Source organism: Candidatus Nitrosocosmicus sp. FF01 (genome assembly GCF_047711275.1).
In the GTDB taxonomy this organism is placed as follows: Archaea; Thermoproteota; Nitrososphaeria; order Nitrososphaerales; family Nitrososphaeraceae; genus Nitrosocosmicus.
In genome coordinates this window covers 301,386-317,133 of sequence record NZ_JBLNIG010000002.1, presented here as the reverse complement: position 1 = coordinate 317,133, position 15,748 = coordinate 301,386, and the positions used below count along the sequence as shown (strand labels likewise).

16 protein-coding genes and 1 pseudogene are annotated in these 15,748 nt (G+C 32.6%); 7 read left to right on the top strand and 10 right to left on the bottom strand.

All coding sequences use genetic code 11. The features are described 5' to 3' along the window. Positions 1-25: 25 nt before the first annotated feature. The 3 genes from ACMT7R_RS07120 to ACMT7R_RS07110 all read left to right on the top strand — a co-directional run bounded on the left by ACMT7R_RS07120 (position 26) and on the right by ACMT7R_RS07110 (position 2,697). Positions 26-469 carry a hypothetical protein gene (locus ACMT7R_RS07120; protein WP_415310927.1) on the top strand — a complete coding sequence of 148 codons (444 nt, stop codon included), beginning with the start codon at positions 26-28 and terminating at the stop codon, positions 467-469. Between the two features lie 1,280 nt (positions 470-1,749). Then, a complete protein-coding gene (locus tag ACMT7R_RS07115) occupies positions 1,750-2,040 on the top strand; it encodes a hypothetical protein (protein WP_415310926.1) in 291 nt (96 codons plus the stop codon). A 330-nt stretch (positions 2,041-2,370) separates the two neighbouring features. After that, on the top strand, positions 2,371-2,697 hold the full coding sequence (locus tag ACMT7R_RS07110) for a hypothetical protein (protein WP_415310925.1): 327 nt from the start codon (positions 2,371-2,373) through the stop codon (positions 2,695-2,697). Between the two features lie 258 nt (positions 2,698-2,955). Here ACMT7R_RS07110 and ACMT7R_RS07105 read toward each other — a convergent pair whose 3' ends face one another. From ACMT7R_RS07105 to ACMT7R_RS07090, 4 genes and pseudogenes are all read right to left on the bottom strand, one after another. Next, positions 2,956-3,456 carry a hypothetical protein gene (locus ACMT7R_RS07105; protein WP_415310924.1) on the bottom strand — a complete coding sequence of 167 codons (501 nt, stop codon included), beginning with the start codon at positions 3,454-3,456 and terminating at the stop codon, positions 2,956-2,958. A 487-nt stretch (positions 3,457-3,943) separates the two neighbouring features. Further along, the gene (locus tag ACMT7R_RS07100; RefSeq protein ID WP_415310923.1) at positions 3,944-4,864 is read right to left on the bottom strand and encodes a transcription initiation factor IIB; all 921 of its coding nucleotides are present in this window, start codon (positions 4,862-4,864) and stop codon (positions 3,944-3,946) included. A 261-nt stretch (positions 4,865-5,125) separates the two neighbouring features. Next, positions 5,126-5,476: pseudogene (locus tag ACMT7R_RS07095) on the bottom strand (pyridoxamine 5'-phosphate oxidase family protein); the annotation flags it as partial. A 318-nt stretch (positions 5,477-5,794) separates the two neighbouring features. After that, entirely contained in the window at positions 5,795-6,559 is a 765-nt protein-coding gene (locus ACMT7R_RS07090) for a hypothetical protein (protein ID WP_415310922.1), read from the bottom strand. Between the two features lie 1,094 nt (positions 6,560-7,653). Between ACMT7R_RS07090 and ACMT7R_RS07085 the strand changes: the two genes are divergently transcribed. Both ACMT7R_RS07085 and ACMT7R_RS07080 read left to right on the top strand, forming a co-directional pair. Further along, complete coding sequence (locus tag ACMT7R_RS07085; protein ID WP_415310921.1) at positions 7,654-8,418, top strand: hypothetical protein; 765 nt, start codon at positions 7,654-7,656, stop codon at positions 8,416-8,418. Between the two features lie 509 nt (positions 8,419-8,927). Continuing rightward, positions 8,928-9,143 carry a dodecin family protein gene (locus ACMT7R_RS07080; protein WP_415310920.1) on the top strand — a complete coding sequence of 72 codons (216 nt, stop codon included), beginning with the start codon at positions 8,928-8,930 and terminating at the stop codon, positions 9,141-9,143. A gap of 139 nt (positions 9,144-9,282) precedes the next feature. Here the strand turns inward: ACMT7R_RS07080 and ACMT7R_RS07075 are convergent, their stop codons facing one another. From ACMT7R_RS07075 to ACMT7R_RS07050, 6 genes are all read right to left on the bottom strand, one after another. Then, positions 9,283-9,417, bottom strand: a complete 135-nt coding sequence (locus ACMT7R_RS07075) for a hypothetical protein (protein ID WP_415310919.1) — start codon at positions 9,415-9,417, stop codon at positions 9,283-9,285. Then, positions 9,414-9,587 (bottom strand): hypothetical protein, encoded by a 174-nt coding sequence (locus ACMT7R_RS07070; protein WP_415310918.1) that lies wholly within the window; start codon positions 9,585-9,587, stop codon positions 9,414-9,416. Before ACMT7R_RS07070 ends, ACMT7R_RS07075 begins: the two co-directional genes overlap by 4 nt. 478 nt (positions 9,588-10,065) lie before the next feature. Further along, positions 10,066-10,932, bottom strand: coding sequence for a DUF6920 family protein (locus tag ACMT7R_RS07065; RefSeq protein WP_415310917.1), 867 nt, complete (start codon positions 10,930-10,932; stop codon positions 10,066-10,068). A 27-nt stretch (positions 10,933-10,959) separates the two neighbouring features. Beyond that, positions 10,960-12,171: an Acg family FMN-binding oxidoreductase gene (locus ACMT7R_RS07060; protein WP_415310916.1), complete on the bottom strand. Its 1,212-nt coding sequence runs from the start codon at positions 12,169-12,171 to the stop codon at positions 10,960-10,962. A gap of 484 nt (positions 12,172-12,655) precedes the next feature. Next, positions 12,656-13,075: a hypothetical protein gene (locus ACMT7R_RS07055; protein ID WP_415310915.1), complete on the bottom strand. Its 420-nt coding sequence runs from the start codon at positions 13,073-13,075 to the stop codon at positions 12,656-12,658. Positions 13,076-13,219: 144 nt separating this feature from the next. After that, positions 13,220-14,050, bottom strand: coding sequence for a hypothetical protein (locus tag ACMT7R_RS07050; RefSeq protein ID WP_415310914.1), 831 nt, complete (start codon positions 14,048-14,050; stop codon positions 13,220-13,222). 621 nt (positions 14,051-14,671) lie between these two features. Here ACMT7R_RS07050 and ACMT7R_RS07045 point away from each other — a divergent pair. Then, entirely contained in the window at positions 14,672-15,262 is a 591-nt protein-coding gene (locus tag ACMT7R_RS07045; protein ID WP_415310913.1) for a hypothetical protein, read from the top strand. A 105-nt stretch (positions 15,263-15,367) separates the two neighbouring features. After that, on the top strand, positions 15,368-15,742 hold the full coding sequence (locus tag ACMT7R_RS07040) for a hypothetical protein (protein WP_415310912.1): 375 nt from the start codon (positions 15,368-15,370) through the stop codon (positions 15,740-15,742). Positions 15,743-15,748: the final 6 nt, after the last annotated feature.

Sequence of the window (15,748 nt, the reverse complement as noted above, 5' to 3'; positions counted from 1 at the left end):
AAGATATTTACTCGGTGATCAAGTTATGGATACAAGAGAATTTGTAACAAAAATCATCATTAGGCCAATTAGATCAAAACAAAGAAAGATGCGAGGCCTCTCAATAAGAAAAAAACTATTGTTACCAGGTATAATGGCCTTATTATCTCTGGTGAGCGGAAACTCTATTGCATATGCACAAATACTTGAAGAAGGGCAACAGCAACTGCAACAACAACCAGTACAGTTAACAGATCCATTTGCTGAATCACTAAATGTAGCCAAGACAAAAGTTGAGACTGCTACAGCTGCTGGAGCATTTGGAAATGGTGTTCCAGAATTGTATAACATATCTGTCTCAGATCTTATGCTTGCTTTCACAATTACCGCAATCGGTTCAATTGCGACCTTCATATCAATCAATATATTACTTCCCTACTTCAGTAAAATGAAAGTAGCTCATACAAAAATTCATCACACCGTGGTATAAACGTGATCACTCATCAGGATACCATTTTTTTCCTTGTTTTGTTTCCCCAAAGCAAAGCACGAGTTATTATGATAAATAGAGGCTTGGAAAGATGTAAAGTTTCGCAAATTCAGAAATCTTGTGGATACAGAGAATTTATTTCGAGACTTTTTTTATTATCCTTTGAGAGGGTTATTATCTACTACTATTGGTCGACTGAAAGGGTAAAAGTTAGTTTTCTGGCAAACGTAATTTGGTGATTATGTTATAATGAGTTGCAATGGGATATGTGAAAGATTCAAAGCAAAAAAGAATCCGGCCGTTTCTTCCAGATATGCTCAAGGACAAAAAAGATGCAGTGTTTGTGAAATATTCATAAAATGGGACGAGAATCCATATTGTCCATGTTGTAGTTATAAACTAAGGACAAGATCTTTTCGAGGTTGGGGAATGCGCAAAAAATACCGTGAAAAAACAATAAAAAGATATTAATCAATCAAGAGTAACAACTCACTGCATCAATTCAATCTGCTATTTACCGATTCTGTCCATAAAAATCAACTATTGCAGACTCTTACTACCCCTGATAATGAATTCAGGGGCGAGATACAAGAAAGTCATATTGATGTGTTGGTTGCGTAGCCATGACAATTAAATGACCTTCTTGCTCTCAATAGAATCCCTGTGGAGATACAGTGAGTCCTGCAGTAAGGTCCTACGAAACATGTCTCTAAAAGAATGGTTTACACATGACTTTGTGTGTTGGATTTATCCATTGCACATCATCACCTGTCATAATAATACACAAAAGAAGTATTTACAATTTTTGATTTTAATTAGATGAAAAATGGTAACATAAAATTAATATTTGGATTGTATTCAAATTTGTTTTTGTTATTATTTAAGATATCAAAGTAAATCAAACTAATAGTTTGTTGATAGTTCTTCTTTTAAACCAAGTTGTATGTTCTGTTGCCAAAAATTCCTCGTAATGACATTGCATTAGCATCATTATATTGATTTTCTAAATTATTTCTGATTAAGTTTTTTTATTTTCCTTTGCAGAGGGGAGCTTTTGTTATTACATCTCAAGTTAGTTAGTTTTCAACTATGGTTTTTGATGACTTATTTCTTCCCAAATTACTAGTCCATACAACTCTTAGTATGCATAATGTTCTCCGATGGTCTATTATATAGATGAAAGACCAAACTAAATGACAATAATGCATACTAACTACAATAAGATAGACTGAGATTCTACTTTAGCATTTTATAAGGAAATATCTACATTAGTATATGCGATGAAGCCACAATATACTTCAGACGACATAAATCGTCTAGCTCATACATTTATCAAAGTCTTGGTTGAAAGAACAGGCAGTGAAATTAATGTACCATTAAGATTTATTGATGTGTATAACGATGCTTGTACTAAACAAGGCGGAAGTAACAACAAATATGAGACAAACACAGAGATAAGACATCACGTTCGAGATAACCTACTTAAAAATGGTTTCATCTTTGTTGACCCCGAGGATGTGGATTCTGTTTTTTTAACACAAAAGGCAATAGATGAATATGTAGATAGATAAAGAATTTGTCACAATACTGTTTAGACATTGTTGATAAATAGAATATATCTTAAATTATCATAAATACACAAAAATTAATTACTTTAAACCAAACTCGATGAACTTTAAATATTCCTTGACGCTGATGGGATTACTGAATGAATCCAGGAGGAAATGCTGGCTTTAAACTACGCTAGATAAGCCTAATTCTGACATTTAACAGACTCTATCTTGTTTTTGTATGTTATGAAATTACCAAATGGACACAATAAAGAGTAATTTCCATTTTAAACTATACGCTGCGTATATATGCGTAAAGGTTAAATCAATCCAGTTGGTATCATAGTGCATATGCATTCCGGTCAATCGAAGGGAAAAATAATTGAAATAGAAAGCCTTGTTATATCGGAAGTTGAAAAGGAATTAAGAAATTCGAATGAAAAGAAGGTATTTGATAACCTCTTCGATAACCTAAATTTGTATATGTTGTTAGACTTAACATCGACAAAAAGATCTACACTCTATCAAGATATGCTAACAGAAAGACGGTTTCATCCATTCGAGTCACTTTTAGACTCACTTAGCAACATACAAGGGGATTTGGAAAGCAAAGAATTAGTGACCTTGGAAATATACAGATCTACAATTAAGGAATCGTCTAGCAATTTCATCGGATGATATAAAATATTATTGGAATCATTTCATAAGAAGAGAACAAGACTACTATTATGTTGCTACCTTTCTGCACCATATTTCTAATTCATGAATTTTGTGAACAAACTGTATATTTCATTTATGATGTATAGAATATATGTAATGGTAAAAATTCTGATTCCTTGATTGCAAGATAGAAAGAAAGAGATAAAATTCTATAGTGTGTTATGATAACATACGGTTGATAGAAATTTCATGATTGCACTTATCCTCTATTTTATTCTATGATGAAACCACTGATTTTGCCATCTCAATACATTGAGTAAGATGCTTTTGTTCTTCTTTTAGGATAGATTTTACTGTTGTTAGGGCCTTCTTGTTATCAAAGTTCTCACAGATAGCCTGCAGCACTTCGTAATGAGACACTTCGCCTCCTTCGGCTAAACAGAGAAACTCTAGTGCTTCTGATGCGTCAGGGTTTTCACCAAGATACGTTTTCATAATCTTGTTAGCTTTTTCCTCTGTTTCCTTTGCTGATTCTTCCACCTTAGCAGTATCTAGCTTGATATTCTTATCTTCAGAAAATGCGTTCACAACCTCTTGAATTTTCTCTTCATGAGTACTAGCTTCATCTTGTATTTCCTTGGCTTCATTTTTAGAATCAGATTTTAATAATTTCATTGCTATTAACTCATCAACTGCTTTTTGAGCTGCACGTTCTAAGCCTAGAACTTCACCTAGTTTCTTTTGCAGGTTTTCGATATTTTCTTTTTTACTTGGCACCTTAAAGCATGTATAAAATAGGTTAAATATCTCGATGAGAGATAATCCTATTCTTCTTTAATAGAATATTATCATTGGATAATCTTCTAACTTTATACCGGTTTTGATACACCCAGATACATGTATTACTTGGTTCTGATTTTGTTTCTATCAAGCACATATTTTCTGAAAAGAAACATTTCATCTCTAAAGCCAGTATAATGCCAATAATACTTGTTAACAACCATCGAGATGACAAACCAAATTATGCTATTTACCACCATGGTAAACAAAAAACCATAATAATACGCCATTATGATACCTGTTATAGTGCCTCCAATAAGAAAAGGAATTTGGCGCTTCAAAGTTGATTTTAATATGGTGTCCAAATGACTATCAAAGTATATGCCTGATAGTTTTTAACCAACCTTTATTTTGTCTATATAGTTAACAATGTAGACATTCATAGACTGTTAGTTTTCACCACTTTACTACTATAGCGATTTATCTAGTTTAAGAAAGGCGTGTTCATAATAACGGTCCTAACCTCTGATAGCCTCTTTCGTAAAGTCATTATATTAATATTTGCTGCTGAAGCAATTCTGGCTTGAGATATCTTTTGTCCATTTTTTTTACACGTGAGATATAGTATAGCTGCAGCAACGGAAAGTGTATTCTTACCTGTGAATGCATTTTCATTTTGTATAGCCAAAAGCATATCAATGGATTCTCTTATAGCTCTTTCATTGATATCGGCTTCATCTGCAATCTTTCTAATGAATATAGTAGGTTTGAACTGTACATGGCCAATTTTTAACTCTCTCATAAGTAGCCTATAACATCTGGCAGCAAATGTCTCATCTGCTTCTACTATTTGCGAAATTTCTGCTAGGGTTCTTGGAATGCTGAAATTTTTGCATACTATATAAACACATGCAACTATTACTTCTCTGATAGACCTCCCCTTTATTAGGCCCTTTTCAAGCGCCTTCTTGTAATACAAAAGTGCATCTTCAATACACACAGAAGTCAATGACAACTTGTCCTTGATTCTGTTGAGTAAATCAATAACTATCTTTAGATTTCTCTTCTTATTTGAACAACTTACAATTTTGTTGAGAAATTCAATTTTATTATGTTCTTTTCTGTTAGAAAATCTTTTTGAACTGGTTGCATCGTAATCTGCAATAGATGTAGACATTCCCTTGTCATTCAAAATAATGGAGTGCGGTAGTACAGTGTTGGTATCGCTTTTATATTTGTAATAATTGATATCTAATTCTGCATCATACAGATTATCCTGGGTGACTATACCACATTCTTTACAAATCTTTTCACCTCTCTCATAGTCATAAATAATAGAATGATGATGTGATAGGCTTTGTGGATCTTGGAACTCTACAGGATTAACTATTACAATATTAGACATTGCCTACGTATAGGTAATAGTACTTATGTATAGGATGTTTACGATGTTTGTGATTGTAACTTCAGTACTACAAAACATTACAATTAGGTACATGAGATATAGGTATAAATTGTAACGTAAATTCAAATTTTCTTGATTCTAAGGGAGAATAGATAAGATAATAAATCATAGGTCAATTTCCTATTTACTGCAAGCAAGACCAATACACCGTTTTTAGGAGATATTCTGGTCTACAAACGAAAGGAATTATAGAACTATTTACTACATCGCCTTTCCAAAATCCCATGCAGAGAAAAACTTTGGTGTAATTTCAATTACAATCTGTATGCCTTTTCTAGTATTGTCCATAATTATTTGCGCAAGGGGGTTGTCTATTGTACCCAAATATTTCATACCCAACTTCTCTACGATAGGTATGTTCCAATCTATATCTTCAGATATTCTTACCATCCCTCTTCCTTTTACTCCCTTATACGGAAAAGTCTCATCATCAATTGAGAAATAGACCTTGGGATTTTTGTATAGATTACGAGCCTTCCTTGTCATCTTAGGAGTTGCTACATAAATTTTGCCCGATTCTTTGTCATGTAGAAACCATAGTGGTTGGATACTGGGATATCCGTCTTAGTCAATGGTAGCTAACTGCAAATTAAGTTTACTATGAAGAAATCTATTAACCTCATCTTCTGTGACCTTATTTGGCGTATCAGGAATGGACTGAATTAGTTTCAATGTAAATACGAATTCTCTATTTAATTTAAGTTTTCTTTAGTAAATGTCCTGACTCAAACACAACTCATAAAGAAAGCAAATTATTATCGAATTGATATAATGATATAGATAGTTTGGCATACACATATCTTGAATAATGTTTTAATCACATTTTTGATATTCTTTTATTGTTTAAGAAAGAAAGAAAAGACAAGATATCTAATGCAAAGTATGGTTTGATAAACCTGTTTGCAAAGTGACATTCGTATCAAGCGGAATTTCGCTGCTTGTTAAATTGTTGACGTTAAAGTTTTCGTCTGCATTTGTTTCATCACTCTCTAGGCCCAATCCGCTAATCAGAGTGCCAAACATTTCGTTAGCACCGGCAAAATGACCACTTGTTTTATTAACGTCAATCATAAGACCCAATACCTTTTTACCCATTAGATGAACAGTAATTGGCACTTGGCTAAATTCGATACCCTTATCTGAATGAATATTTGAAATTCCTGTAATTACAATATCATTACCAGCAAAGATTACATTTTCTGACTTGAAATTATCTATCAGGTGATTATGACTAAGACTTCCATCTGGCTTTATCATTGTAAAGTTTGCATTGAAAACTGCTGTCATATTTTTTGACGAGTCATGAGTTTTATTTTCACTACCTTTAATGTCAAGGCTCCACATACCCCCTTGAATCCAAGTTACAATGTTATCTTGAATTTGGTTATTCGCAAAATGACCAGATGCTTTTACTATGCTTGAATTATTTTGTTGTATTATCGAATTCTCGCCGTTTAATATGCTATCAAAATTAGAAATATCCGGATCTTCCTGTGCCTCTGCCCAATATGGCCATGAAGAAAATGAGGATATAAGCTCGGATTTATTATCTACATTTGGTTCTAAATATGATATACTACCAAACATCAATAACAAAAATGATATTAACACTACTGAGTAATGTAAATTATTCAACGTGTCCTATTTTATCACTTTTATGAATAAATCTATTTCGTTTTGACAACACAATTTATTCAAAAGAAATTTTCAATTCATAGCTTAAAATTGTGCGATGGTTATATACTTTATTTTTTATAAATTTTAATGATTAAGCGTTTGGCAATTCCATCATTGTTTATCATTATGATGATACTTGAATCTGAAACACTTTTTGCAACTAACTTCATCATAGGAAGGACAAACAAACACAACAAAATGTGATAATTACAGCTGATTTTGATTTAGAAGTTAAAAGAGACATTTATCCCCTCGTCTTACTATTTAATAACGATAATACACCCTTTCGATATGTCTTTAATAACTATCCATTTTTTTCACATTCTTTTTCTTAATTATTGCATCATGGTCCATAGTCTTTCAGGATTCTTCGATCGAGGTAAATAATAATTAAATCTAGTTTCTAAATTTTTCTCTTCTAACGCAAATTATGCTACTTCTAAGAAGAAATGAGAAGTATCTTCAAAATAATCCGTTTTTGAGTCAAAATTTTTATTTTTAATATCGATACATGCAGAAAATATTCTAAGATTAAGCACAAAAATTTTTAGGGTTTTGTCAAATTTATAAGAGTATCAACGATAATTTGTAGTTCTCTTAAAATGCTAATATATATGAATTTTTTTGGATAGGAACATTATCTATAAACCTCGGAATGGGATTGAGGAATGGGATTTGCTTACATTGTCAGCTGATCATGGGTTTAGACTTCGATAGATAGAAAGTAGACCTAAATGTCCGCAGTGGGATTCGGAGCCTTATCACAAAAAAGCAGGGAATTTAGGATTTTCATTCGTTAGGATGGAAAGCTTTGAATTCGCTTCTTCATTCAGGAACTTTGTTATATAGTATGGGATTGGTTGTGATTAGACTATTGTGGATCAAAGTAGAGCTTACATTTAATAGATGAGTAAGAGCATTAGATCAACTGTTATATACCTTGTCAAAATAAGCAAACATATTCATACATCATTGACACAGATAAATCATTTTAAGGCAATAGATTAGGAATGATAAAACGGTTTCTGCACTCTAACTTTTATATATTAACGATGAGAAATCTGATATCTATTTTCATATTAATAGAATCGATTTCACTTTTATTTTTTCTTGCCACTTCTTATCTTCACTATAACATTCCAACTATTTTGTCATCCGCTACAGTTACCATGTTAATCTTCATCTATTTGCTAAAGTCACAAAGCTCAAAACACAATATTGGCAAAATTAATTTTTTTCTTTTTTCTTCATTAATTTGCTGGTTTATCGCAGAATTACTATATGGATACTACGATGGAATTCTGCAGATCGATGCATATCCATCTCTTGCAGATTTCTTTTATATGTTAGGAAGCATTTCCTTTGTTTTATTTTTCTACTTTTCAAATAAATCATATAAAATAGAACTCAGAATAATTATAAGTGGTTTAATTACATTTTCACTTCTTATTGTTTATTTCTTATATCTAGGATTATTTGTGTTTGAAATATATACACTAAGTAAAGATGCGAGCACTTTAATACTCCTTTTTAGCTATCCTGTTTTCGACGCCTTTATTGCACTAGCATCTATCGCTTATTTTCTTAGGGGAAAAGAAATATCATTAAAAAAAGAATATAATTTTTGGATTTTCTTTGCCTTTTTTGGACTGTTATTTTTCATCGCTGATGTTGGGTTCGGGTTTAATGATCTTTTAAAAATTATCGATACCAACTGGTATCTAGATATTTTTTATAACATAGGGTATATTATGCTTGGAATAGCAATAATAATCAAAATAAAGTATGCTACTGGTACTTTTGTACAAACCCAATGATTTGCCTAGTTAACATGAAATCCATTATTGTGTTAGACAAGGAGTTCTGGAGAGACAAAATTTTGATATTACTTTCCAACTCGATAGATAAAGAAAATTCCACGATTGTACCAAATTATCGAGGTTGAACCTTTCACACACTCGTTACCGCAGATGACAAACAAATGGGGCAATCTGATCAAAGAACTTTTATGAATTAAAATAAAATTCAAATATAAAAGAAAACGCCATGTTATAGGAATTCGATTTCTGCCAACCTGAAGACATGCATCTTATGAAATGTAATAAAATCATTATCGACTATTATTTGTCCTAATAGATAACAAACCCTTGACCCTTGAAATTGCTAAAAATCTAGAATTCTCAAAGAATGTAATAATAACCTATGATTTAGATCTCAGTTATTCAATTTTAGAATATTAACCTATTTTAATAACAAAAGTTAATGCAGGTATGGAAAAATTATGTTGATAGAGTATCTATTTAACCTATATTCTTTCATCTGATGTATGACAAATATAGCAAATGTCATAGAACTAGTGGGCTCATCGGACAAGAGTTGGGAGGACGCTGCTCAGATTGCATTAACTGAAGCGACAAAAACAATTCACGGTATAACTGGAATCGAATTAACTGACACGACTGCTAAAGTGGACCCAAATACTGGAAAAATAACTGAATATCATTCTACTGTAAAGATCGCCTTCGGGGTGGACCGTTCCTAGAATCTGTAAGCAAGATAATTTCTATTTTTTTTAGTTAATCTTAGTTTAAGAATCTTGTTATTGGTAACAATATACTTGACCATATTTAAAAGATTCGTGGCAGATTTTTTTCTAGCTTGAGAAGGTCAGGTCTGATACCTTAGTATTTTTCTAATTCAGGATTACTAGTAGAATAATTCTGTGGTTTCTTGTGGATTAGAAGGATGTTTTGTATTGTACCAGTTGGAGTATCAGCAATAATAGTAGTAGTAGATATCAGGCAAACCTCACTCATTTCAAATTTTCCTTTACATATTTTAAAACTTCTATATAATTCCTTATGGCGGTGTTATTCATATACAAAAGAGAGTCATTATCGGGATTTGCATCTTTTTCTTTTTCTAAATCCTCAGTTCTTTTCTTTACAATATATTCTATATACCTAATTACTTCCTCTCTATCCATTTCTTTTCATCTCTTTCAATATCTCATTCACTAGTTTAATGATTATCCATGAAAGATTTTATACCTGATAACAAAAGACATTACTTCTTTTTGTGAAGAGAGCCTTATCTCAGGTTATTAATGCGATTTGATCATGCTGGACCAATGATAGAACTATTTTATAGATATCGATGTTAATCATCAACAAAATTTCCTTAGAGCAGGAGATGCGTTAAAGTTCCTCATAAATAAATAATACGTAGCATTTAAAACAATACTGAAAGTCTGATATTTCCGATCCTGTCATCTCTTTCTTTCTTTTGCATTTCTTACATTTTTTATGATACTATTGATTATGTTAGTAACTGATGAGTTGAGAAAACAAGATTTAATGACAAATAAAGTCGGATGTAATATATTATTTGATCAGTTACACGTGTGAATCAGCTTTACATCTTGCGAAAGCTCTACAATTTTCTCATTATCATTTGTAATATCGTCAATATTTGACAGGTTTGTCATATTGAATGTCCTTTATATTGAATTTTGCATAGGTAAAGTTACCTATTTCACTATTCCACGATACCTCGATGTTCCAGGGAATCATCATATTTTCAGCAATGGCATAACTAGAATAATGACCGAGCCATTTTTCTTTTACAAAAGAATTATCAACTGCACGATATCTGTCAGCAGTCATCTGCACGATTTTACCTTCTCTGTCAAAATGAAATAATACCTCAGCTCTAGTGCCAGCGTAATCAATTATGGCCTTTGCAGAATCAGAATCTACTGGCTCCCATCGTAAAAAATTACTGGGCAATAATGCAGTTGGAAACAAAGGTGCTTCTGCAAGCCATCTCATCAGTTCACTCTCATCCAACTCCTTACCTTTTGGAGTATCTGCTATTGTAATGATAGACAGTAGCTTTATTTGAAATACTCCCTTCCCTTCTGAATACATGTCAATACCTGTAATCCATAATAAAGGTAACAAAGATATTTTTCCAATCCAAATAAATCCCGGCGTCTCGGTGGTAAAGTACTCTTCTCCTTCTATTGGCATCCATTTTTGGTTTTCGTTCTGACGAAATTCTCCGGCGTGTTTTAGTTTAACGTAACTGACATAGTGTTGGCCCTCTTCTAAGGAATATGTAAAGTACTTCTGAACTGGCTCTGGAAGATCCTTTATCTGTTCAGATGAAAAAGTGTTGACTGAAATATTTCTTGATGTAGAATAAAGTCTTTCTATTTGTTGGCTTAAAATCATTTCACTTAAACCAATCATAATAAGGTATGCAACAATTGCAACAGAAGCTATTGTTATTGCTAGTAACAAGACTTTCTTCTTGTTGTAGAATCTCACGAGTCAACATCGACTTTTCTCTACTAGCTACCAAGTATTTGTCCTTTCTTCTTCTTCTTCTTCTTCTTCACCAATCAAGACTTGTTCAATTGACCTTCTTGGAGTTGGAAGGACCTCTCTATTGGAATACCCTATTCGTAATAGTAATTGTGGATTTGTGCCACTGCGTCTAGGAATTAAACTACCAAGGCTTTCTCTTAGTTCTGGAACTTCAATAGGCTGATTTAGGTAAGAACACCATATATTTTCTGACCTAAGATACAAAAGTATGTTTGATAATGCTAGGCCTGCATTTAGCCATGAGAGAGTGTCATCAGAATTTGTACCTATCACTAACAGGACTGGAGAACCTATAGCAAGTTCCTTGTCTTTGGCTGCTTGTCCTTTACCAAAATCAAATGTTCGTATTACAAACGGACCTGCTAAAGACATGATATCGCCAAATCCAAACGCATAGCCAGGAATTCCATCCCTAAGATGACTTCTATTTGCATGGAGCCATGAAGCTAGTTCTCTTCTAAGCTTTTTGTCTGACATTTGGATGATATCTCCTTCCGTAACGAGTTTAGCAAATTGCTCTTTTTTCTCACTGTTTTTCTCAATATGAAGCCAGACACTTTCATATTTTTGAACGATGGATTGAAGGTTAGAGAGAACCTCTTGTGATACGTCCTTATTATCATCAAATCTGAATCTGTTTGTTCTTCTGATAGTAATTGAATTAAACAATCTCTTTAGTTGCTCATCTTTGGTTTTCTCGGGTTTTTCATTGATGTCTATCACCCTAACGGTAGCCAATAAATCATCATGGTTCTTCTCTTCTGCTCCCTTCTCTCGTAATTGTTCCTGATATAACAATGATGTTTCGAATCTATAACCAAAGTACGATATTGTTAACTGCAAATTAAACAAGGCAGATCCACAACTAATTGTTAATTCCCTATCGTCCGGATCTACAACTGCCAACGCCCTTGTTCTATCAGCGTAGAGATGGATTGTGTTATTATCCCTTGATATTCTAAACGCCCATGGTTGAGTATTGTGACCCGATGGAGCTAAAATAGCATAATTGATAAAAAATTTTAGTTTGTCAAATGGTTTATCATAACTAGAAAACAAAGTTTCAGACACCTTCCACGGTTCAAAACCTTTATGATCTATTTTTTCTTTTTTTGTCGATAACAACATGATATTCAAAGAAGGAGCAATTACAAAAGTATTTTGCAATCTATTCAACAAAAGACAATAATTCCTAGTAATCAAAAAATACTTAATGCCAGAATATTATCACATTAGGCGTTTCATAAGTTCACATTCCAGACTTTACTCAAAAGTTGGACTTGGAGGTATATTTCTATTGATGGATTGCATCCATTTATGTTGTTTTTATTATTCTGTGTCTGCATTATAAGATTTTCAACAATAGTTTGGACGCCTTGATATGATTCAATGTGAAATATTAACTAGAATCAATATGACACCATCGTTTGATGGGACTAATTTTGATCAATCACAATATCGTTACCATATAATTTATCATTTAGTTTGGGCATTTGGGGACTAAGTTTCGTATGGTAGACGGGTTCAGATGCTGTGAGTATATAGAGTACGGAATCCATTATTAATCTGGTAATAAAAAAATATTTCAATTAGAAATTCGAAAAATGATTCAAGAAATATCGACTTTAATGCTTCTTAATGAGAATCAAAAAGGTGAAATAATTTATGGCATTATTACCAAATCACCCTTCATATTAGGGTTATTTTCTGAATAGAACGAATAGTTACCTGGAGATATATTTGTAGCCAAGTATTCTGCAAAACTTCCCGGTGCTATCTGTACTGAAAATATTTTACCTTCAGTCTCACTTCCTGTCCCATTTCCATTTGTAAATGTATGCGTTTCTGTTAAATTATTCAAAACCAACAGTTCTTCGCCTTGTTTAATCGTAGTTGTAGCAGGATCGAATACAGGATTACCTTGGTCATCAATAGTCATTATTATAACAGCAGCAATGGGTGTTGAGTCAACTTCTGAGTGTATACTTTGAGCATAAACCTGAGTTGCTGCAACAGATGTTACTGCCATAATAGTTGAGAATAAAAGTAATGACAAAATTATTTGTCTTAGATTGGCTTGCATTGAAAAAACTGCTTTATACTCATATAAAAATATATAATAACAATCAAAAGGTACCGCGAAATTTGTTTATGTTTTGTTTCTATCATCCATTAAATTATGGACATGATATCGTGAAATTATTGATTAATAAAATAAAAATTGAAATTAGCTATAGGGTAGGTCAGCAGAAAGTTCACTTAGTGATGAAAGCGATTCGCCTAAATCTTTTCCACTTGTGGTCCACACAATCAACGTTTGTGTATCACCAGTTCCCTTTTGTCCGCCTCTCAAGTCTTTAAAGTCAAAAGTATTGTCCACAGTAATTCCTGCACTAGTAAGCTGGGAAAGATATTCATCAATATCTTGTGTAGGGACCATCAAGATACCAACAGTGTCTATATTGTTACTGGAGTTTGAATTTGTTGTTGTACTCCCTGAACTAGAAGAGAGGGTTGCTGGTGATTGAATATTATCTACAGTTATAGAACCTGTCATTGTTACACCTGGATCACCCTCTGCCTCATAATTATACACTCCTGTTTTGTTGAATGTGAATGCCTGGGATGCTTGGCTATCTACGATTTCTCCAGTATTAAATACAGTGTTCCCACTAGTATCTTTTACATCAATGATGCGTTCGTGACCTACATCACCATTAAACCACTGCACGGTTGTACCTGTATTAACTACAGCATTTTCTGGTACAAAATGTTGATCCAAAAATCTGGCTTCATCATCTTCGCCCTCGCTATGGTGTCCCTCATTTGGAATAAGGATAACAAGATTTTTTATGTTATTTCCCAATGTCATTGTTTTTGTGTTAAAAATACTCTCAGAGTTTATGTTTGGTTGCAAATCAATCTCATTACTTCCACTAGTCGAATTCTGTTGAGCTAAAACGGTATAAATTGACGATAACGATGTTGGTTGCATTACCAAAATCCCAATCGCAAATATTGATAAACAAAGGACAAGTTTTCTATATCCGAACCGCATAAAAGCCAGTATAATCCATAATAAATAAAACTTTTTGATGATTTTCAATATCTAGTAACCATGGATAAGGATATATAGTATTTTTCTGATACGGTAGGTCTTTCACAGTTTATTGACATTTATGATAGTAATAGAAGTTATAGTACTAATAATCTAAGAGTTTAACTAAGCGACTTCAATTTCACTCGTATATTAACTAAGCTGCATAATTTTAATACTATTAAATCGATATGTCAAGTACATCATTTAGGCTATGATGTTATATCCAGAAGAGCTGGAATTGGCTGTTCTGGATATATAATATTTTTTTCTTGTTGCTAACCTTATCCTACCTTCAGATTCTTATGTCCGATTCATCTCACTATTCGTATACATATATTTTACAATACGGATTTGACCAGGAAAACTAGACTATTTATCTGGATCCGATAGACAAAAAAAAATTCAAGTACTGATCCACAATTCATCATAAAATATTTCCATCTATCTATTTATTTCAGGATTACAAAACCGAATCACTTGCTTTACTCAATCAAAAGTTCGATTTTCATACCTCTCTATTAATTTGATAAACCTTTAAATCATAATCCATTTTCACCTATCAAGTACGAATTGGAAGTAATGGATCTAGTCATAATAATACACATAGTGCTTGGTTTTATTCTGGTTTATTTTGCAATTCGAGCATACAAGAGAAGCAAATATTTTCCTATGATTTATCTTGCAGCTGGCTTCTTACTGATAACTATCGGAGACACCATTATTGGCGATACTCTGAGTTTTATAAATGAAGAAAGTAAAGAATTCATTGAAGAAATTGTAGAAATATCTGGTTTTGTACCTAGTAATAATTGCCGTGTTAAAGAGTTGAATAGTCCATCTCCGAAAGACATCTTATCCGTTTTCACTGATGAAACTAGCCTAAACATATTGAAATTGCTTGATGGAAAGGAATATAGCATTCAACAAATAGCATCTCTTTTAGGGCTACCCATATCTTCAACGTATAGAAAAGTCAATAGATTGGAGCAAACAAAGGTTTTAAAAAAAACAAAGATTGTACGAAAGATTGACGGAACTAGTGAATCATTTTATACCTCTTGGATTGACGAAATTCAAGTAAGTTTTAAAAATAACAGAATTACTTGCAACATTAAAAATAGACCTCAGCAAGATAAAATTATTCGATTGTGGCAAAGTTTCAAGCATTAAACTTATTAAACTTAAATTGTTATTATTTGTCTATTATTCTCATTTTATGGGAATGATAAGTAGTTTATTATTCCAAGAAATAAATATTGACTACCAATGAAATACATGTCTCAAAAACATAAGAAAACAATAAATCTGTTTTCACTAGCTATCCTGCCGTTACTATTGATTTCGGGTAGTGTTGTTGCCTTTGGACAAACCAACATCTCCAATACCACGCAGACTTCAAATCAAACGGGAGCTTCAAGTGACTCAAATAATGACATCATACAATCGATTGACTCAGGCATTGCTTCTATTAATAATGGCGATAATGATGGCGCAAAGAAATCATTCTACCAAGCAGAATTAGCATTAGAAGACAAGCCTGATCTAAGTAGTGTTGAAAAGCAAATCGAAGCCTCTTTAAAAGCTCTAAAGGATGGTGACACAAATGCAGCAATAACTCATGCTGAAGAAGCAAAGAAGAGTTTAATATAATTTTAT